At 56.8% G+C, this 20,825-nt stretch carries 16 protein-coding genes; 8 read left to right on the top strand and 8 right to left on the bottom strand.

The features are described 5' to 3' along the window. The first annotated feature begins 129 nt into the window (after nt 1-129). Entirely contained in the window at nt 130-1,209 is a 1,080-nt protein-coding gene (locus AC2IAX_RS17125; RefSeq protein ID WP_494388522.1) for an ATP-dependent 6-phosphofructokinase, read from the top strand. 686 nt (nt 1,210-1,895) lie between these two features. On the opposite strand, the gene AC2IAX_RS17120 is transcribed toward AC2IAX_RS17125, so the two are convergent. The 3 genes from AC2IAX_RS17120 to AC2IAX_RS17110 form a co-directional block, all read right to left on the bottom strand. Continuing rightward, nucleotides 1,896-2,243: a hypothetical protein gene (locus tag AC2IAX_RS17120; protein WP_494388521.1), complete on the bottom strand. Its 348-nt coding sequence runs from the start codon at nt 2,241-2,243 to the stop codon at nt 1,896-1,898. Between the two features lie 335 nt (nt 2,244-2,578). Further along, nucleotides 2,579-4,216, bottom strand: coding sequence for a hypothetical protein (locus tag AC2IAX_RS17115; RefSeq protein WP_494388520.1), 1,638 nt, complete (start codon nt 4,214-4,216; stop codon nt 2,579-2,581). A 60-nt stretch (nt 4,217-4,276) separates the two neighbouring features. Next, complete coding sequence (locus tag AC2IAX_RS17110) at nt 4,277-6,916, bottom strand: ATP-binding protein (protein WP_494388519.1); 2,640 nt, start codon at nt 6,914-6,916, stop codon at nt 4,277-4,279. 231 nt (nt 6,917-7,147) lie between these two features. Between AC2IAX_RS17110 and AC2IAX_RS17105 the strand changes: the two genes are divergently transcribed. Then, the gene (locus AC2IAX_RS17105; protein ID WP_494388518.1) at nt 7,148-8,638 is read left to right on the top strand and encodes a folate/biopterin family MFS transporter; all 1,491 of its coding nucleotides are present in this window, start codon (nt 7,148-7,150) and stop codon (nt 8,636-8,638) included. A 93-nt stretch (nt 8,639-8,731) separates the two neighbouring features. Here the strand turns inward: AC2IAX_RS17105 and AC2IAX_RS17100 are convergent, their stop codons facing one another. After that, entirely contained in the window at nt 8,732-9,316 is a 585-nt protein-coding gene (locus tag AC2IAX_RS17100) for a D-glycero-alpha-D-manno-heptose-1,7-bisphosphate 7-phosphatase (RefSeq protein ID WP_494388517.1), read from the bottom strand. Beyond that, nucleotides 9,309-10,268, bottom strand: a complete 960-nt coding sequence (locus tag AC2IAX_RS17095; protein WP_494390428.1) for a glycosyltransferase family 9 protein — start codon at nt 10,266-10,268, stop codon at nt 9,309-9,311. The genes AC2IAX_RS17100 and AC2IAX_RS17095 overlap by 8 nt, the downstream gene beginning before the upstream one ends. A 628-nt stretch (nt 10,269-10,896) precedes the next feature. Between AC2IAX_RS17095 and ispD the strand changes: the two genes are divergently transcribed. Continuing rightward, nucleotides 10,897-11,580 (top strand): 2-C-methyl-D-erythritol 4-phosphate cytidylyltransferase, encoded by a 684-nt coding sequence (gene ispD, locus AC2IAX_RS17090; RefSeq protein ID WP_494388516.1) that lies wholly within the window; start codon nt 10,897-10,899, stop codon nt 11,578-11,580. Between the two features lie 116 nt (nt 11,581-11,696). Further along, the gene (locus AC2IAX_RS17085; RefSeq protein ID WP_494388515.1) at nt 11,697-11,984 is read left to right on the top strand and encodes a peptidoglycan-binding domain-containing protein; all 288 of its coding nucleotides are present in this window, start codon (nt 11,697-11,699) and stop codon (nt 11,982-11,984) included. 230 nt (nt 11,985-12,214) lie between these two features. Here AC2IAX_RS17085 and AC2IAX_RS17080 read toward each other — a convergent pair whose 3' ends face one another. Continuing rightward, nucleotides 12,215-12,553, bottom strand: coding sequence for a P-II family nitrogen regulator (locus AC2IAX_RS17080; RefSeq protein ID WP_099533361.1), 339 nt, complete (start codon nt 12,551-12,553; stop codon nt 12,215-12,217). Between the two features lie 778 nt (nt 12,554-13,331). Here AC2IAX_RS17080 and mrdA (AC2IAX_RS17075) point away from each other — a divergent pair. Continuing rightward, the gene (gene mrdA, locus AC2IAX_RS17075) at nt 13,332-15,131 is read left to right on the top strand and encodes a penicillin-binding protein 2 (RefSeq protein WP_494388514.1); all 1,800 of its coding nucleotides are present in this window, start codon (nt 13,332-13,334) and stop codon (nt 15,129-15,131) included. 342 nt (nt 15,132-15,473) lie between these two features. Here the strand turns inward: mrdA (AC2IAX_RS17075) and AC2IAX_RS17070 are convergent, their stop codons facing one another. Further along, a complete protein-coding gene (locus tag AC2IAX_RS17070) occupies nt 15,474-15,611 on the bottom strand; it encodes a hypothetical protein (protein WP_494388513.1) in 138 nt (45 codons plus the stop codon). Between the two features lie 325 nt (nt 15,612-15,936). Here AC2IAX_RS17070 and mrdA (AC2IAX_RS17065) point away from each other — a divergent pair, with 325 nt between their 5' ends. From mrdA (AC2IAX_RS17065) to AC2IAX_RS17055, 3 genes are all read left to right on the top strand, one after another. Further along, nucleotides 15,937-17,793, top strand: coding sequence for a penicillin-binding protein 2 (mrdA, locus tag AC2IAX_RS17065; RefSeq protein ID WP_494388512.1), 1,857 nt, complete (start codon nt 15,937-15,939; stop codon nt 17,791-17,793). A 210-nt stretch (nt 17,794-18,003) separates the two neighbouring features. Beyond that, nucleotides 18,004-18,930: a lipoyl synthase gene (gene lipA, locus AC2IAX_RS17060; RefSeq protein ID WP_190353921.1), complete on the top strand. Its 927-nt coding sequence runs from the start codon at nt 18,004-18,006 to the stop codon at nt 18,928-18,930. A gap of 60 nt (nt 18,931-18,990) precedes the next feature. Further along, nucleotides 18,991-19,740 (top strand): glycerophosphodiester phosphodiesterase, encoded by a 750-nt coding sequence (locus AC2IAX_RS17055; RefSeq protein ID WP_494388511.1) that lies wholly within the window; start codon nt 18,991-18,993, stop codon nt 19,738-19,740. 183 nt (nt 19,741-19,923) lie between these two features. Here AC2IAX_RS17055 and fldA read toward each other — a convergent pair whose 3' ends face one another. Further along, complete coding sequence (gene fldA, locus AC2IAX_RS17050; protein ID WP_393011594.1) at nt 19,924-20,436, bottom strand: flavodoxin FldA; 513 nt, start codon at nt 20,434-20,436, stop codon at nt 19,924-19,926. Between the last annotated feature and the right edge of the window lie 389 nt (nt 20,437-20,825).

The following is a 20,825-nucleotide window of genomic DNA, read 5'->3' as shown; positions in this document are numbered from 1 at the left end:
GGGCGAAATTAGGGCGATCGCCCCATCTCGATCGCCCAATCCCATTGCAGTTATTAACACAGGCTTGCCCCACCGTTGGGATCGCGTACGATCGCCCATGAGCAGCGTTTGCATAAGAGATGCAATCCTATGGGTGAGATAAAACGAATCGGAGTGCTGACCAGCGGTGGAGATTGCGCAGGGCTAAATGCTGCCATTCGGGGTGTGGTGATGCGGGCCGCCAGCTATGGCTGGGAGGTGATGGGCATTCGCCACGGGACGGAGGGGCTAACTCGGCAGCCCCCCGAAGCCCTGCTGCTGACACCGGACAAGGTTGAGCGGTGGTTAACCTTGGGGGGAACCCTGCTAGGAACCATTAATCGAGGTCAACCCTTCCAGGTGACCTTGCCCGATGGCACGATGCACGATCGCACCTTGGACTTTGCCGAAGGTTGTCGGGAGTTGGAATTGTCGGCCATTGTTGGCATTGGCGGGGATGGGAGCCTAAAAATTCTTCATGATCTGATGACGAAAGTGGGCATTCCTTTTGTGGGGATTCCCAAAACGATCGATAACGATGTGGCCGCCACAGAACAATCGATCGGGTTTGACACCGCCGTGAACATTGCCACGGAGGCGCTCGATCGGCTCCACTTCACCGCCGCCAGCCACGATCGGGTCATGATCTTGGAAGTGATGGGGCGCGATGCGGGCCACATCGCCCTCCACGCCGGCATTGCAGGCGGGGCCCATGTGATTTTGATTCCCGAAATTCCTTACAAGCTGGAAGCGGTGTCTCAGGCTATTCGCGATCGCCAGGCCGCTGGTAAGGCCTTTTCCGTGGTGATTGTGTCCGAAGCGGTCTGCACCAGCGGCGGTGATGTGGTGACGCAAACTCAGGCCTTTGGGGAATGTCGCCTGGGGGGCATTGGGCAATATTTGGCCCAAGAGCTGGCCCAAAGCACCGGCGCTGAAACCCGCGTCACAGTGCTGGGCCATGTGCAGCGCGGTGGCGTACCCTCGCCGCTCGATCGCCTGATTGCCTCGGCCTTTGGTGTGGAGGCGGTGGATTTGATTGCCCGAGGCGAGTTCGATCGGGTGGTGACTTGGCAACAGCGCCAGGTGGTGAGCGTGCCCGTACTGGAGGCCATTTCCCACTGCCGCATCGTTGATCCCAGTGATACTCTGCTGAAAACCGCACGGGGCCTGGGGATTTGCCTCGGGGATTAGTAGACAAACCAGGACAATAAGCGGTACAGCAGAGGATCAACAAAAAGACCAACAAAAAGACCAACAAAAAGGCAAAAAGTTACAACGGAAAGACAAGGGGCTTTAGGGGGTCCCGTCATTTTTCGAGGTGATGCTGAAACGCTTGATCTTCCTTGCCCTAATGGTCGTAACAAGGGGCTTAAGCCCCTTGTCCCCTACGATCCGCTAACGATCGATCTAGGGTTTTGTGCTCAACAACGACATGCCCTAAGCCCCTTGCCCCCTACGATCCGCTAACGACCGATCTAGGGTTTTGTGCTCAACAACGACATGCCCTAAGCCCCTTGTCCCCTACGATCCGCTAACGACCGATCTAGGGTTTTGTGCTCAACAACGACATGCCCTAAGCCCCTTGCCCCCTACGATCCGCTAACGACCGATCTAGGGTTTCGTGCTCAACAACGACATGCCCTAAGCCCCTTGTCCCCTACGATCCGCTAACGACTGATCTAGGGTTTCGTGCTCAACAACGACATGCCCTAAGCCCCTTGTCCCCTACGATCCGCTAACGACCGATCTAGGGTTTCGTGCTCAACAACGACATGCCCTAAGCCCCTTGCCTCCATCATCAATGGCACTGAATTTAGATTGAAAAACTGAATCAAGAGGTCTTCAGAACTAGTCTAAAAACCAGTCTTGAATCGTCCTCAGAACCACAGACAATCTGACCAAGAAGAGGTGAATTCTACTGTCCCAGCCGTGACTCCATTGCTAGGCTGATCCAAGCGCGTAATTCGCTGCAAAATTTCTAAGTTGGTGGGATCTCGAAAGGTAGCAATTCCAATGAAAATTAGCCCCATCACCCAAAGCTGGCTGTTGTCCTTTGGCGGCGGTGCGGCATCCTTTAAGGTGCAGACTTTGACCTTCCCTTTTTTGGCCTTGGCGATCGCGGCGGCCTCGTCTTTGTCGGTAAAGTGGATTGCTTTGCAAGCATCGGGCACTGAACCGTTGGGGACATAGTAGGAGCCATCGGGCAACTCGACAACGTAACACATGCTCAATTCCCTGATCGATGATCCTGAAAGAATGGAAATTTCAGACAGCACAAATCCGCACAACTTTTGATCAAGAAAGCTGCTTTTGGCTGACCCCAAAGGTCAAGTCAATTCAGTGCAAAATAGAGGACGCAGATTGACGAAGACGGCGCATCATCATCCGTCTCGTTTTACGTCTTGTTTTGCATTCAAAAATTTGTACTAGTCATCTATCGAGAATGCTTAAAAAAATTATGCAAACCTGACCCGATCGGGATCAGCCATCGAGATCAAAGCTCGCGAGCAAAATGGGATATCGAGATTCGCAGCCAAGATTCAACGGCAATCAATGCCTATTAGCCGAGGGCATAGAGCCAGCCATCGCGCCCACTCAGATAAACCGTCCCATCCCAGACGATCGGGGTGGCCTCGAAGGAAGATCCCGGGGCAAAGTGCGCCAACAGAGTGACCTCCAGGCGAAACCACTGACCTCGACCATTGGGCAAAGCGGCCGGGTCTTGGGACTGGGTGGGCAAAAAGCGCAACTGAAACAGCCGCACCCCGTCGTAGCTGGCGGCCACGAGTCGATCGCCCTCGGTGAAAATCGGGGTAGAAATGGTGGGGCCAATCCGGGTTTGAAAGGCCACGTAGGGCGAATTGTGCGGCCCATCCCGCTGGGGCCCCCAGTGGGCTAGGCCGGTGGTGCGCAATTGGGAGCCAATGTAGAGAATTCCATCGATCGCCCCCGTGGCAAACAGGGGCGGTTGTCCCCGATCGCGGTAGTCATCATTTAGGGCCGCTGAGCCGATAATCCCACCCTGCCAATCCTGGTAGCGCAAGGAGCCGGTGGGCAAAAACCATTCCACGGCCTCGGCGGGCGGCCTGGCCGGATTCAACTTAAAAAGACCGCCGGGCCCAGATGCATATTGCCGCTCGATCGCACAAAAGAGCTTGCCATCGCGGGAAACCACCGCCGTTCCGTCAATATCCGTACCGGTGAAGAAATCCCAGTCGATTTTCCGACTGTTGAGGTCAACGCCGTAAATGTGACCAGAGCCAGCCGCCACAAACAGCCGATCGCCCAGTCGCGACGGGGAAGATTCCGCCACCAGGTTGCCGCCATGGCGGGCCGCGTCGCCCGGCGCATAGAACAGCAATTCCCCCGCGATCGCTGGTTGGGTGATGCCGTCCCGTTGGGTGACCGTGTTCAGCGCGGCCCCCAAAAAGGAGCCAACCCCGTTTTCGCCCACATTAAACAGCAGCCCATTGCGCAAATCGAGGGGGCTACTGTCGTTGTCGCGGCTGTAGCTGTCGGTTTGGCGCACGTTCCACCGCCACAACTCTTGGCCCGTGCGAAAGGAAATGGCCCGCAAACTGGGAACCACCCGCGCCGTAAAGGGCACATGTACTCCCTGGCGACTGCCCTGAAGCACAATCACTTGATCAAGCGGTGGTGCGGTGCGATCGATATAAACCGTGGCTGTTCCCTTCAGCACGTCGTCAAATCGATAGCGCCAAACCTCCTGCCAAGTTTGCAGGTCAATTTTGCGCAGGTGGTGGTCAAACGCGCCAATCAGCAAATAGTCCCGCCCCCGATCGCGCACGAGGGTGCATTGCCCTGTCCAGCCAGCACCGCTCCAAACTTCCAGTCGCCGCCCAATCCTTGTTGAGCCGGATCCCAAAAAGAACTTGCGCCGTACCCCCAATCCCTGGGGAATGCCTCGGCCATAGAACCGGCGGGCTTGGTTACCCAAAAAGCTGGGAATCAGCAGTTCCACTTCGGCGCGGGGATCTTGGGCGGCGGCCAACTGCTCTTGGGCCAAGCGATCGGCCATCCGCAGGCGATCGGCCCAGGCGGCGGGTTGTCCGGGAATCAACGGTGCGGCCTCGGCCTGTTGCCGCAGCTCGCTGGCCCGCTGGCCCATGGCGGCTCCCATGGATCCCAACAATCCCCCTTGGGCAATCCAGCGGGTGACGGTACGACGCGAGGGCACGATCGACTCCTGAAGCAAGGCCTAAAAATCAGCCCCATCATCGCAAGATTTTCAGGGTTTTTAGCCTGCTGTGGGGAAATGGCCGATGGGGGAGGGCGATCGAACCGGGCTACACGTCGCCGTGGATCGGGGCCCCGGTTGGGCCGCGTTTTGAGGCTTGCTGGATCCGCGAATCGGCAGCTCAATGTAAAACTCCGTGCCCCAATCGGGACTGGACTGGCAAGTTAGCGCCCCTCCGTGCTGTTCCACAATCACTTGATAGCTAATGGACAGGCCCAATCCCGTGCCTTTGCCCGTGGGTTTGGTGGTGAAAAACGGCTCAAAAATTTGATCGCGTACCTCCGGCGGCATTCCTGGGCCATTGTCTCGAAACCGAACAATCACCAATTGCTGATTCAACGTGGCCGTGGTGATTTCAATGCGGCTGGGATTTTGGCGCATTTCCGCAAGGGTTCGGCCCGCATCCCGCAGGTCGATCGCATCGATCGCATTCACCAACAAATTCATAAACACCTGATTCAGATGTCCCCCGTAGCATTCCACCAATGGCAATGGGCCATATTGCTTAATCACCTCAATGGCTAGGCGATCGGAGCGGCCCTTCAGCCGGTTTTGCAAAATAATTAATGTGCTATCAATGCCCTCATGTAAGTCAAATGTTTGCAACTCTGCTCGATCGATCCGAGAAAAAGTCCGCAACGATTGCACAATATCCTGCACGCGCCGCGCACCTAACTGCATCGATTGAAAAGTTTTTGGCAAATCTTCAACCAAGAAATCCAGCTCCAACTCCTCTAAGGCTTCGCGCAAGGTTGGCTCTGGTTTTGGATAGAAAGTTTCAAACAAACTCATCGCCTTCAGCAGGCTTTGAACATATTCTTCCGCGTGGGTTAAGTTGCCCGCAATGAAGTTAATGGGATTGTTGATTTCGTGGGCTACCCCTGCCACCAGTCCTCCCAGGCTTGACATTTTTTCCGTTTGAACGAGTTGGGTTTGGGTTTGCTTCAGTTGGCTGAGGGTTGCTTCCAAGTCCTCCGTGCGCTCTGCCACCCGCTGCTCCAATTGCTCATTTGCCTGGTGAATTTCCAGAAATCTTTCCCGCAAACTTTCGGCCATTAACTGCCCATTGGCTGACAGTTGATCAAACTCCTGAACTGGGCTTTGTGGCCAGTCCACCTCTTGGTGATCATTCACGCGATCGGGCAAATCTGTGGTAATTCTTGCCAAAATTTGCAGGGGCTTCACCAAGGACTTGCTCACCCAATAGGCCGCCAGCATACTGCCATAGACCACCAGCATCACAATCCCAAATCGCTGGTTATAGGCCACCTGCAAATCATCCATGTGGGGTTGGGCGGGGAATGAAATCCACAAATGCCGACCCAAATTGCCCGGCAGGATACTCGCAAGCCAATAGGTGGCTTGGCGAGCACGTACCATCGGCGGCCGAACGGGATCATTGGTCAAGACCTGATAAAACTCGGTGCTGCCGGTTCCCAGTTGCCGCACCCAAACCTTCGGCTGACTCAGATTAAAAACATCCTGCGGTTCATAGGCGGGGTTCACACTGCCCACCACTTGCTGGTTTTCATTCACCAACACCGCGCCCACCGCCCGATCGTAAATTTTCACTGGACTCGTGAGCGCATCCATGAATCGATCGAACCGCAGATGGGCAATTAAAAATCCCGTGGACTCCAGCCCCTGGGTTAAGGGCCGCACCAACCAAAGCTGATGCTCATCGCCAGTTTTGGCCTTCGGAATTGCCACAATTCGCCAGGCTTGGAGCTGATTGGGTTGATGTTCACGTAGCTCCAACTGCGATAGGGACTGAAGGCTGAGGGACACATCAGGATTATTGGTTGCCTGGGTCAGAAAACGTAGTTTGGAATCCAGCACCCACAGGCCATCAATCAGCACATTCTGTTCCAGGGCCGTGATTAATTGAGCTTCGGTCAAGGACTCCGCTTTGAGCTGGGAAAAATCCGTGGCCGTTTCCCAAATTTGTCGCTGCCAATTGCGAATTTGCTCAATGATTGGCGCACTTGCCAGTTGCAAATCTGTCCTGACCGATCGCTCCAAGTCCACCAACATTCGGTTGGCATCCAGGGTGAAGAGCAACATAATGGGTAGCAACACAAAAGCCACCAAAATATCGTTCAAAACATCCCGCAGCGGCCAGCGAACCGATTGAAATTTTTGCGGAAATCGCTGTCCTAAAAAAGAAAAAATTCCAAGGATACCGCTGGCAATTAGAGCATTACAGACCCCATTCAAGGCTTGTTTCAGCAAAATGAGCTGCACTTGTAAAACGCCCACCTGCAAAACAGCCCCATAAAACAGAGCCACCAACAACGATCCCACCACCAGCCAATAAAGACCATCCAGCAACAGCAAGCTTTGGCGATGGCGATGGCGAACCCACCCCACCAGGGCCGCCTCTGCCGTGAAGATAATCATGGCGTAGGGATGGCTCCAAAGCACCCAGGTATAGCTCCCGATCGCTGCCCCCGCAATGCCACCCCAAAGAGGCCCATAAAATCGGGCCGCTAGCAGAGCGGCCGCACTCCCAAAGATAAAATCAACGCCTAAAAATAAGTTTGCTCGGTAGTAGTTACCGAGTAAGCCCAAAATAATTAGCCCAATAAAGCAACCAATTTTGATTCCTTGGGGATGAAACCCCCTTTTTGAAACTGTCATTTTGTCCATTGCTTGAGGAAAAATCTTATTTATCTACCTACAGATATAGACTCAACCGGCACAAATTCCACAGATACAGACCCAATATGAATTTAATTTCATAGGACTGAGTTTGGGTCTCTTGGTGCGACGAACAAGACCGATCGCCCGCTGGGTGGCCGATCGGGTCGGGGAAGCCCGCTATGATGGAGAGGCTTAGAATTATGAAGTTTTTTTGCTAGAAACTTATCAATGGCCATTGCACCGAACCAAAACATCAGTTCCGGCTCCGACGCGATCGCGCCCCAGGATGCGCCAACGGGGCGATCGCCTGGTCTGCGCTCGGTGATCGTAGAAAAGCTTTTCTTTGGCAACGAGCCAACCCCGGAACTGATTGCCATTTTGCTGGTGTATCTGGTGCAGGGCATTTTGGGGCTGGCTCGTTTGGCCGTCAGTTTTTTCCTGAAAGATGAGTTGCACCTGAGTCCGGCGGAAGTGGCGGCCCTGATGGGGGTTGTGGCCATTCCCTGGATGGTGAAACCGCTGTTTGGGTTCATGTCTGACGGGTTGCCTATTTTGGGCTACCGGCGGCGACCCTACCTCATTTTGTCGGGCATTGGCGGGGCCTTGGCTTGGGTGGCGATGGCCACGGTGGTGCATACGGGCTGGGCGGCCATGCTGGCGATCGCCCTATCTTCCCTGTCCGTGGCCGTCAGCGATGTGATTGCCGATTCTTTGGTGGTGGAACGGGCCCGCAACGAGTCCACGGGCACGGCCGGATCGCTGCAATCCCTTTGTTGGGGGGTTTCGGCGCTGGGGGGCTTGCTAACGGCCTATCTCAGCGGCGTGTTGTTGGAGCAGTTCAGCGCCCAAACGGTGTTTTGGATGACCTCCATGTTTCCGCTGCTGATTTGCTTTGGGGCCTTTGCGATCCACGAAACGCCCTTAACCACTCGTCCAGACCTGAGTGTTGTTCAACAACAGGCGCGGGATCTGTGGCAGGCGGTTTCCCAAAAGGCGATTTGGATGCCCACGTTGTTTCTGTTCCTTTGGCAAGCCACACCCTCATCGGACACGGCATTTTTCTACTTCACCACCAATGAGTTGCAGTTTCCGCCGGAGTTTTTGGGGCGGGTGCGACTGGTGACCAGTGTGGCGGCCTTGGTTGGCGTTTGGGCATTCCAGCGATTTTTCAAAACCGTACCTTTCCGCAAGATTTTCCTCTGGAGCACCCTGGTTTCCACGGCGCTGGGGATGACAACGCTGCTGTTGGTGACCCATGCCAACCGGGCGTTGGGCATTGATGATCGCTGGTTTAGCTTGGGCGACAGCCTGATTTTGACCGTGGCGGGGCAAATTACCTTCATGCCGGTGTTGGTGCTGTCGGCGCGGCTTTGTCCGCCGGGGGTGGAGGCGACGCTGTTTGCGTTGTTGATGTCGGTTTATAACCTGGCAGGGGCGGTATCCAGCGAGTTTGGGGCCCTGCTGACCCATTGGTTGGGGGTGGATGAAACCCACTTCGATCGCCTGTGGTTGTTGGTGACGATCGCCAATTTATCAACCCTGTTGCCACTGCCGTTGGTGGGCTGGTTGCCGCAGGATGATGCAACCGATGGCGATGCCCAGCTCTCGGAGTTGCCGCCGGAGGTGACCGCTGTGAAACATCGGGAGCCAAACCTGGTGCCAACCTTTATGCCGGAGATGTCCCCCCAACCCGATCGGCGCGATCGCTCCAAAACTTAGGGGGAACTTAGGGGGCAAGTGGGCGATCAGGGAGTCGATCGCCCATTTGAGATGGAATCATCAAAGCAGTTCAAAACCGTTGGGCAATTGGGACTATCGGGGCGATCGCAAAATCCATCGCACCGCTTCTAGCAAATTAGCCGCCACAAAATCCGGCTGGGTGGCATGTTGATAGTTGCCCGCTAACACCTGCTCCCCAAATCCGGTCGTCACCAAAATGCCCACGCAACCGGCATTTTTCGCCAGGTCAATATCCGTCGCCTTGTCACCCACCATCACACTGCGCGACAAATCGAGATCCCAATCCCAGGCGGCGGCCACCAGCATCCCGGTGTTGGGTTTGCGCCAGGTGCTGTAGCGGGTGAATTCAGGATCCTTGCCGCCTTCGGGGCCGCTCAGATAGGGGCAGTAATAGAGCGCATCCAGCTTGGCCCCGGCTTCTTCATCCAGCAAGCGACAGAGCCGATCGTGCAGTGCATCCACATGGGATTGGGGATAGTAGCCCCGGGCCGGGCCGGCTTGGTTGGAAGCCAAACAGCAAAACCAGCCCGCCTCGTTCAGTTGGCGCACCGCTTGGGCTGTACCGGGGATCAGGTGCAGATCTTCGAGGCGGTGAATGTAGCCCGCCTCTTGGTTCAGCACACCATCGCGATCGAGAAATACCGCCGGTCTAGACACCCAACTTCTCCAGAATGGCACTGGGGGGAATGTCGCTCATCCGATCGGTCGGGGACTTGATGGCCACGAAACGATCGTCCCCGGGCGGCAGCAGCTTGGCGGGATCGGTGGGGCCAAACAGGGCGATCGTGTAAGTCCCCAGGGCCACGGAAATATGCATCGGGCCGCTGTCGCCACAGAGCATCACATTCGCCCCCGCCGTGATTGCCGCGAGTTGGCCAATGTTGTTGGGAGTCACCAGCTTCAGATTCGGGCAAGCGGCCTGCAACGTGGCCACAAAGTCCGTGTCATCGGGCCCCTTCACCAGCACGATCGGGAGTTCCGGCTTGGCCTGTTGCACCTTGGTCAACACCGCCTTCCAGGAATCTACCGGATAGACCTTATCAAAGCCCTTCAGTTTGGCCATGGCACTGGAACCGCCATGCACCAGCAAATAGCCCTGACCCTTGATCCCCAAGCGGGCTTGCTCTGCTTCGGCCCAGGCCAGTTCCTTTTGGGGCACTTGCAGCGACAGGGCCGGCCGGGGAGCCGTAATCCCGAAGCCGCGCACCAGGTCGTGATAGAGATCGCCCGCGTATTGCTCCAGGTTCAGGAGCACGGGATCGGTCAAAAACATCTTGCCGCCGGCCGCGTAGCCCACACGCTTGGGAATCCCCGTCAGCCACAGCAGCAGCCCCACGGCCCACCGCCGCCCCAGCGACAGCACCGCGTCATATTCCCGATCGCGGATGGTGCCCAGCAGGTTGCCCCAGTCGGCGGGACTGTTGCGGTCTTTGAAGTCAAAGGCGATCGTGTCACGCACGGAGGCACAGACCTGGTAGGCCGCAACCGATCGCGGTTCCACCACCACGTCAATCTGTGCCTTGGGGTAGGCCTGCTTCAGTTGGGTCAGGGCGGGAAAAAATAAGATCTGGTCGCCAATGCCACCAGGTACGAGGGCGAGGATCTGCATCATAAAACTCGCGGGGTTGCCAAGTAGCGGCGGTAAAACAATATCGAAATCGATCGAAATCTGTGAAATGAAGCCTAGCGGGTGTCGCCGTTTCCTGAATTGGGGCTAAAACGGTTGGTTTTCCGTACCCCAATCGTTGCAACAAGGAGCTTAAGCCCCTTGCCCCCTATGATCTATCAACGGTAGACCAGGGTTTCAGGCGCAGTGGCGACGATCCCTACATTACCGGTTGCGGGCAATGGCATTTCAACCCGCGAGGACTTCGCAGGCGAATCCAAATCGCTACGACAAGGAATCGCTCTCAATTTTAGAAGGATCTGCTCTGGGGTCAACTCGATCGCCCAAATCAACTCCAGGGTTTAGGGAGTATCGTCAAATCGCCTGAAACCCTGATTCCACCGTTAGCAACTCGTGGGCAGCAAGGGGCTTAAGCCCCTTGTTACGACGATTGGGGCATGGAAAATCAACCATTTCAGCTTGCGCCCAACCAATGATGACAGCCCCTAGGGCCGCCCATCCACAGCCTTGCGAATTCCAGAGAAAGTCGATTGAATCTTGATCGGGCGATTTGCTCAATCACGATTTTGGGCAATCACAGTTCAGTCACAACATTTTTAGGAAACCGATTTTGTATCTCCTGATTCCGGCGGCCGGCTCCGGCAAGCGCATGGGCGCGGATCGCAACAAACTCCTGATCGACCTGGCAGGCGAAACGATCTTCGCTTGGACGCTGAAGGCTGCTGAGGCTAGCCGGTCGATCGCCTGGATTGGCATCATGTGTCAGCCGATCGACCGGCCTGAGTTTGAAGCGATCGCCCAAGGTCTCAATCTGACCAAACCCGTGGTGTTTATCCAAGGCGGCGACACCCGCCAAGCCTCGGTCTACAACGGCCTGCAAGCCTTGCCCCCGGAAGCCGATCGCGTCTTGATTCATGATGGGGCCCGCTGCTTGGCCACGCCGAAACTGTTCGATCGCTGCACCGCCGAGCTGGCCACCTGTCCCGGGTTGGTCGCCGCGATCCCTGTCAAGGACACGATTAAGCAAGTGGATGCCAATCAAATTGTCAGCAACACGCCCGATCGCGCCACCCTCTGGGCCGCCCAAACCCCCCAAGGTTTTGAAGTGGCCACCCTCAAGGCCTGCCACGATCGAGGCTTGGCCGAAAACTGGGAAGTCACCGACGATGCCGCCCTGTTTGAACGCTGCGGCCTGCCGGTAAAAATCGTGATGGGCGAAGAAACCAACCTGAAAGTCACCACACCCCAGGACTTGGCGATCGCGGAATTTATCCTCCGCCAACGCCAACCCTAGCCTTTCCCCCACGGCCCAACGCCGCAATCGCTAAAGCGAGCGCTACCATAGCGATCGCAGCCCCTACGATAGTCGTCAAAACCCTTATTGGAGGGGCTTTCAGTTGATTTGGAGTGGTGAATATCTTGTCTAGCAATAACCCACCGGCTAAATCCGAACGCTCCGGCGTGCCGGCCAGCGACCAAGTGGTCAGCGATATTTTGCGACTGGGCGATCGGGGCAACCTTGTGCAGGTCGTCCAGCATGAACTAAACATGCGTGGTTTCGACGCGGGGCAACCGGACGGCATGTTTGGCCCCCAAACCGAAATTGCCGTCAAACAGGCCCAATCGGCCTACGGTCTCACGCCCGATGGCATCGTTGGGGCCGACACCTGGGAGCGTTTGGGCTTCACGTTCCACTAGACCACCGCCAGCACATTCAACCCAAACACCGACCCAATCCCGATCCAAAACACCGATTCCAAACGACCCATCAACCAAAAACCGACGCGGGGCCCAGCAGCCCCCCATCGGTCAACACAAAACGGCCCTTCAGACCGTCGTTGGTAATCAGACGCAGAATCTAAATCATCACCAGCAATTCATCACCAGTGAGGAGCGAAGGGGCCCCTCCCTGGTGCGGCGGCATTGCCCTACACCGCTTCTAGGTTCTTCTCGCCAGTCCGAATCCGGATGATTTGTTCCACGGGCGAGATGAAGATCTTACCGTCGCCAATTTCGCCGGTGCGGGCCGCGGTGATGATGCACTCAACGACCATATCGACATCTTTGTCGTCCACCACCACTTCGATCTTCAGTTTCTGCAGGAACTCAACGGTGTACTCCGATCCCCGGTAGCGCTCCGTTTGTCCCTTTTGGCGGCCAAAACCGCGCACTTCGGAAACGGTCATCCCGACAATGCCGGCGTTGACGAGGGCAATTTTTACATCGTCCAATTTAAAAGGACGCACGATCGCTTCAATCTTTTTCAAGGCTAGTCTCTCCCTTTGAGCATTCGTTATAGGTCTTGGTAATCACTGGGCCATTGTGGCCTTCCCCCTTGGCACACCTCAAAATCCTAAGGTTAGGAGCGGGTTTGCGTCGGAGTGGTTGCACACAGGATCTCAGCGATCGCCTGGTTCTAGCCTGGGTGTTGCAGCCCCATCACCAACCCAGGGATCTGGCTCCTTGGGAGTTGGCAACCCAGTTTGGGCAACCCAGTTGGGATCAACCAACACCCAAGCATAGAAGGGTTGGCCGTGGCCTGCACAACAAGCCGACATCTCTGGCGAAATCGGCATTTTATCAACCCGGTGATGAACCTGGTTATCAACCCCGCTAGCGGGGCAAAAGCCAGGCGGCTGAGCTAGATCAGAGATGAACAACACCGTGGGGCGTTATCCACAGGCTGACCCTTGCAGGCTGGACAATGCTGAGCTTGACCCCTGAGTTTGGCCACCGGACGAGGTTGCACGTTGGCGCAAGTGCCTGTACAGGCCACGCTAAAGCCTGGAACTGCCCACCTGCAAGAGCCAGAGAACAGTGGTTGGCATTTTTAAGGCTAGCCTATCAAAAGCCGGGGTCGCTCAGGCTAGTGGGCTGTATATCCCTGGTTGCGTTGGGTTAACAGTTAGCACTGGATCTCATCAGGGTTTTGTAATGTTCGTTACCGGTCGTTGAGCAAGACCTATCCCGAGGGGGGGTGGTTGGGTGCGGATCAGACAAGCAATAGCCCTTCGTCGTCGGTAGCCCTGCTGGCTTGCACTTGCTATGGGATTGGTATCTATTCGTAGGGGCGGCTTTGCCTCGCCATCGATCGCGCCCGATCGTGCCCAAACTTTCCGTGCCCTGGTTTTGATGACTTTGGTAACGGCGTTGATTGGATCCTTGGCATTTCGCCTCAGTCGTTTGCAACTGGTAGAGGGGGCTGTGCAGCGCCAGGCCGCAGAGCGGAACCGACTGCGGGGGTTGCCCTTGGTTCCCGATCGGGGGGCCCTGTTCGATCGCAAAGGCCAGGTGCTTGCTCGGAGTCGTTTGATTCGCAGCGTGTATCTGTCGCCCCAGCGCCACAGCCCGGCCGAGTGGCAACGGATCCTGAAGCCGATGGAAAGCATTTTCGATCGCCCCGTTGCGGCCATTGCCCAACAAATTGCCACTCAGCGCCAGCAGGGCCGGGGCGATATGCCCATTCGGGTGGCCCGAGATCTGACCCCTGAAGGATTTGTCCGGCTGGCAGAATTGGATCCGGGGGCAGGCATCCTCGCCGTGCGCGTGGAAGCCGAGCGGGACTATCCCCACGGTTCCACCGCCGCCCATGTGATTGGCTATTTGGGGGAAGCGAACCCCGAGGATATTAAAAACAACCCCGATTTACCCATGGGAGCCACCGTGGGCAAGGCGGGCATTGAACGATTGGCAGAAGCGACCCTGCGGGGCACTTGGGGCTACGACTGGATTGAAGCGGATGCCAAGGGCCGGCTGTTGCGACCGGCGGGCCAACGGCCCCCAAAACCGGGTCAGCCCCTTCGGTTAACGCTAGATTTGGCCGTGCAACAGGCGGCGGAACGGGGACTCCAGGGCCGGCGCGGTGCAGTGGTGGCCATGGATCCCCGCACGGGGGCCATTTTGGCCATGGCCAGCAGCCCCACGTTTGATTCCAATTGGTTTACCCAGCGAATTACCAAAAACCAGTGGGCCCAACTTCAAGACCCCAGCCGCCCCCTGTTGAATCGGGCCCTCCAGGGCTATCCCCCGGCCAGCACGTTCAAGATTGTGACTTCGGTGGCGGCGATCGAGTCGGGAGCCTATAGCCCGAACGCCATGGTGGGCACTGCCGGGGCCCTGTCCCTGGGGGGGACGGTGTTTCGGGAGCATGGGGGCGGCGGCTACGGCACGATCGGCTTTGCGAGGGCCCTCGAAGTCAGCAGCAATACCTTCTATTACCAGGTGGGAATGAAGACGGGCCCCGAGGCGATCGCCCAATGGGGCCAGGCCCTAGGTATTGGTCAGCCGCTGAAGTTGGGGCTGTTGGGCAGTCGTGGCATGTTGCCCACGCCGGCCACCAAACAGACTCTGTACCGTCAACCCTGGTATTTGGGCGATACGGTCAGTATGTCGATCGGGCAAGGATTGGTTTTAACCACGCCTTTGGAACTGGCCACGGTCGTTTCCGCGATCGCCAATGGAGGGAAGCGCGTGGTTCCCCACCTGTTGGCTAACCAAACCAGCCAATCGGACTTTCAACCCCAGTCGATCGGCCTGAAGCCCGAAACCCTCAACGTGGTGCGCCAAGGACTCAATGCGGTGGTGAGTCAGGGAACCGCCAAAGTGCTCAACGATCCCAGTCTGCCCCCTAGCGCTGGCAAAACGGGAACCGCCGAAGTGCCCAGCGGCCCTAATAACGCGATGTATGTGGGCTATGCCCCGGTGGATCAACCGCAAATTGCCCTGGCGGTGGCCGTGGAAAATGCTGGCTATGGGGGAGCTGTGGCGGCCCCGATCGCGAAGGAAGTGTTCAAGGCTTACTTCGGCCCGAAACCGCCCGCCTCTAACCCGCCCGCGAATCCGTAGCAGATTCGCCAAGGAGCAGATTCGCAAAAATCCACGAAAAACCTGCCAAAGGCCTGCCCAAGGCCCATCAAGACCAATCCAGCAAGCGGATCTTTCAAGGCCAACCTTCTGTAGTCCCTGGATCTCAGAACAGTTAAGAGCAGGTCAATCTCAGCAACTCAGCAACCATTTAGGGGCGATCGACTCGTGCGATCGCCCCTAAATTCATTTATTCGCATCCATTCATGAGGCTAATGAGGCGCAATTCAGGCAGTTGCTCGAGATTTCGAGCCTAATGTCATCAAACCATCAGAATCCCGGATTCAAGATTTCGAGCCTAATGTCATCAAACCATCAGAATCCCTAATCAGCCCTGCGCCCCAAGCCACAAAACAGCTTGCCATCAGGTCTTTGCGGAACCCGATCGCTCCAAATGCCCAAAACTGGTTTGGTCACCCTCAGAATTTCCGGTAAAGTATTGGGCGACGGCCGATTGGGCATGGGTGAAAAACAGAAACCCTCATCAATGGGTCACTTAAGCGCCCACCGCCCATCAACCAACTCCCGATCGAGTCCCCAAAAGCCTAATTTTTGGGATTCCAAGGGTTGACGTATTCCTGATCTTGTTTTTCCCGTCCCGTTGCTCTTTCCCTGTGCGATCGCCCCGAGCCATTGACCCCGAGCCTATGCGTTGATGCTCAGAGCTAGACCAGTTTGCCCATGACCTGCACCCGTTGGTTCGATCGCTAACTGCTCTTGCGCTTGCTGATTGTTGTCCGCTTGGGATTTTTCCCCTTGCTCCCTCTTTCCATCGGCCGATCATCCTATGACGCTGCTACAACCGCTGTACGATCGCCTCAACACCGATGGCCGCACCATCGGGCGATCAAACCAAGGTTGGATTTTGATGGGTGTGGTTTCCCTATTGATCTTTGGGGGACTGGCTCAGCGCTTGGTGCATCTCCAGCTCATGGAAGGTGAGGCCCTGCGGGCCCGGGCCGAGCGCAACCGCATTCAAACCATCCCCAAAATTCCCAGCCGGGGCAACCTGCTCGATCGCAACGGCAACCTGCTCGCGGGTAACCAGCTCACCCACTCCGTCTCCGTTTGGCGCACAGCGGTGAATCGGCCCAACTGGCCGCGGCTGCGGAATATCCTGGCCACCACTCTGAATATTTCAGAAGATGATCTACAGGCTCGGGCCGATCACCTGGATTTTGAATCTCGCTTTCTGATTCCCGTTCAGCACAACGTGAAACCCGAAGAGGTCGTGCGGTTGCGGGAATATGGCGTGGATCTGCAAGGGGTGCAAATTGAACGGGAAACCAGCCGCTCCTATCCCTACGGTGAAACGGCCGCCCACGTTTTGGGCTACATCGGCGAAATCAGCAAGGAAGAACTGGAAGGCAACCGATTTCGGGCCCAAAAATCCGCCAAAGGCTATCGCTACGGCGACATTGTGGGCAAAATGGGCCTTGAAAAATCCCTGGAATTTACCCTGCGGGGCCAACCCGGTAGCGGCCGAGTAGAAATTGACGGCAAGGGCAACCTGATCAACATTCTGGACGATCGCCCTGCTCGCCCCGGCGAAGATATCCACCTCAATTTGGATGTGGACTTGCAGCGGGCTTCGGAATCGGCCTTGGGGGGACGCAACGGGGCTGTAGTGGTCATGAACCCCAAAACTGGCGAAGTGTTGGCCCTGGCCAGTGAACCCCGGTTTGACCCCAATATCTTCACCCGCAAGATTGACCAACGCACTTGGCAAGCCCTGCAAAAGCGTCGCCATCCCTTCGTGAACCGGGCTTTGCAGGCCTATCCCCCCGCCAGCACCTTCAAGGTGGTGACCACTGTGGCGGCGGTGGAGTCGGGCAAGCTTCCGCCCGATGCCGTTCTGCCCACCTATGCCTATTTGCCCGTGGATGGAACTCGGGTTTGGGATTGGAACAAGTCCGGCTTTGGCCCCATGAGCTTCATCAGTGCCATGGCCATGAGCAGCAACACCTTCTTTGGACAAGCGGGCCTGCGGGCGGGCGAAAAAAACCTGATTACTTGGGCCCGAAAGCTGGGTTTTAGCTCACCGACGGGGATTGAGTTGCGGTTTGAAGAAGCCAAGGGGCTGATTCCCAGTGATGAGTGGAAGCGCAAAAATGACTTGGGGCCTTGGCATCGGGTGGATACGGTCAATGCCTCGATCGGGCAGGGCTACGTGCAAGCTTCCCCCCTGCAAGTGGCGGTGATGTTTTCAGTCGTAGCCAATGGGGGATATCGGGTGCAGCCCCGGTTGGTGCAGTCCACGCCGATTCAGCGGGAGTCTTTGGGTTTGAAACCCAGCACCTTGGAACTGTTGCGGAAATCCCTGCGGAGCGTGGTGACGGCGGGTACGGGCAAAGCCCTGAATGGCACGGTGTCGGTGGCAGGCAAGAGCGGCACGGCAGAAGATCCCCCCCGGGAAACCCATGCTTGGTTTGGGGCCTATGCGCCCTATGAAAAACCGGAAATTGTGGTGGTGGCGTTTTTGGAAAATGGTGGCGGCGGTGGCAAGATGGCCGGCCCCGTTACCCGATCGGTCATTGATGCCTATTTTGCCAAGGCTCGCCAACCCCAAAAGGGCAAATCCAACACCGCCCAAGTGTCAACGGCCAACCAGCCCACCGGCAACAATCGCCAGTCTCAGGATTAGCTGTTGGGAATCCAAGGCCGATCGACTCAGAAACCGGCTGAGGCAGTCCCGCCCATGAGGTTGTGCCGTTCCCTTGGGCGCGAAATCGATGTGAATTTGTGAATTAGCCCTAATTGATTAGCCCTAATTGATTAGCCCTAATTGATTAGTGTTAATTAATCAATAATGAATAAGTGCCCCAAAACTGGGTGAAACCCAACCGGACTACTCGTGAACCCAAACTCCAACCCGATCGCCCAAAAACCTGAATGGCTCCGCGTCAAGGCTCCCCAGTGGGAGCGCGTGGGCAATGTCAAAGATATTTTGCGGGACTTGGCCCTGAACACGGTCTGCGAAGAAGCCTCCTGCCCCAACATTGGCGAGTGCTTCAATGCCGGAACGGCCACATTTTTAATCATGGGGCCCGCCTGCACCCGCGCTTGTCCTTATTGCGATATTGACTTCGAGAAAAAGCCCAAAGCCCTTGACCCCACGGAACCAACGCGGCTGGCGGAAGCGGTGCGCCGGATGCGGCTGAACCATGTGGTGATTACGTCGGTGAATCGGGATGATTTGCCCGATGGCGGGGCGGATCAGTTTCGCCAATGCATTGCGGCCGTGCGATCGGCCTCGCCGGGAACCACGATCGAGGTGTTGATTCCGGATCTTTGCGGTAACTGGGCGGCGCTGGACATCATCCTGTCGGCGGGGCCGGAGGTGTTGAACCACAACACGGAAACGATCGCCCGCCTTTATCGCCGGGTGCGCCCCCAGGGGGACTATCAACGCACCCTGGAACTGTTGCAACGCGCCAAAACCCTTGCCCCTTGGCTCTATACCAAATCTGGAATCATGGTTGGGCTGGGGGAAACGGCGGCGGAAGTGGAGCAAGCCATGGCCGACCTGCGATCGGTAGACTGTGACATTCTGACCCTTGGGCAATATCTCCAGCCTTCGCCCAAACATTTGCCGGTGCAGTCTTTTGTGACTCCGGAGCAGTTTGAAGCTTGGCGAGTGGCCGGGGAAGCCATGGGCTTTTTGCAGGTGGTTTCTTCGCCGCTGACGCGCAGTTCCTACCATGCGGAACAGGTGCGATCGCTGATGGAACGTTATCCCCGATCGCGCCCGCAGTCTGCTGAGGCGCTTTCCGTAGGCTAAGCAACGGTTAACGGATTCCTCGACTTGAATCCTCGACTCGAATCCTTTTGCTCCAGAACTATGGTGCAGCTCATTGCCCATCGGGGCAGTTCCGCGATCGCTCCCGAAAATACCTTGGTGGCGATCGAACAGGCGATCGCTGACCGGGTTGATGCGATCGAGCTGGATGTGCAGGAGCTGGCGGACGGCACGTTGGTGCTGCTCCATGACACAAATTTGCGGCGGTTGGCCGGGGTTGATCGCCCCAGCCACCAACTGACCGCTGCGGACTTAGCCCAATTGGAGGTGGGATCTTGGTTTAGTCCCCGGTTTGCGGGAACCCGGATTCCAACCCTGGCGGCGGCGTTGGCCCAAGTGGGCGATCGGGTGGCCCTGAATTTGGAGCTGAAATGTCATGGACAGGAACGCCAATTACCGGAAGCCTTGGTGGCACTGCTGAGGGCATTTCCCCAAGTACAGGTCACGCTCACGTCTTTTAATTGGGCAATGCTGCAACGGGTGCGGGCGATCGCACCTGAATTCCCCTTGGGGCCGATTGCGGCTGACCCGCTGGATTGGGCCGCACTCGATCGGGAATTGGGGACGGTGGCCGTGGTGTCGTTGCACCATGGCCAGCTCACCCCCGAAATGGTTGCCCTGGCCCGATCGCGGGAGGCCGCCCTGTGGGTTTGGACGGTGGACGACCCCGTTGAAATGGAGCGGGCCCTGAGCTTGGGGGTGGATGGTGTGATTACCAACGCTCCCGATCGGGCCCGGTTCGATCGGCTGCGGCTGGCGGCTCCTAGCCCGAGCCGATCGGGCGGTCAATAACTCATCAGCGCCAAACGGAAACCCCAAAATTTCAGGGCTAATTCAGGGCCGACCGACGAGCATGGTTGCCCTAATTTGCGAGTCCAGTTGTTGTAACAAGGGGCTGAAGCCCCTTGCTGCCTAGTGATCGGGTAACGGCAACAGTCATCTGATTTGACCGATCAAAATCAGCTTGCCACGCCACTACAGGCCAAATTCGCGCTTAATCTGGGCTACCCAAGTGGCGATCCGCTCATCGGTCAAGTCCGGTTGGTTATCTTCGTCCAGCGCCAACCCCACAAAGTGATCGCCCCGTTGGGCCTTGGACTCGCTGAAGTCATAGCCCGCGATCGGCCACATGCCCACGGTTTGGCCGCCCAGGCTGGCGATTTTTTCTTCCAGTAATCCCATCGCGTCCTGGAAGTTGTCCGCGTAGCCCACCTGGTCGCCGGGGCCAAAATAGGCCACCTTTTTGCCCGCAAAGCTGATGTCGTCTAGCTCTCCGTAGAGGCCGTCCCAATCGCTTTGAAGTTCGCCAATGTTCCAAGTGGGGCAGCCCACAATCAGGTAGTTGTAGGGCGCAAAGTCCTCGACACTGGCATCGGCCACATCGTGCAAATCCACCACAGCATCGCCGCCGAGGGCCGCTTGAATTTTTTCCGCCAAGGATTCCGTATTGCCCGTTTGCGTGCCGTAGAACAGTCCGATCGTTGCCATAGGTTCAATTCGTTGAAGGGTTGATAGGGTTTGAGGTGATTGGACGGATGCCAACCCGAGATCTTGGGGGGCAAGAGGTTGAAACCCCTTGTCTGATTCCTGTTTGATCTCTGCCTGAGTCGTGATCAGGTTGCTGGATCAGTCCTGGAGAAATTGAGGTTGTTGAGGTCGGCCGGCCAAGTACCGATCCGGCTTCAGGGGCGATCGCCTGCACTGCTGGTTACTGGCGATTGACCCTAGGGGGCTTCTTTAATGAAATTGACTCTCAATAAATTAGCAATAGCAGCATAGCAAGATTTATTTAATTGAGAAAGAGTTTTAATAAACTCAAAATGCTTGTAAAACCAGAAAAAAGGGGATCGATCGCCACCCCCAGCGACGGAGCGGCC

It is taken from the genome of Limnothrix sp. HT2024 (assembly GCF_059138625.1).
The sequence above is the reverse complement of the archived record's forward strand: the minus strand, read 5'-3'. Positions and strand labels throughout refer to the sequence as shown.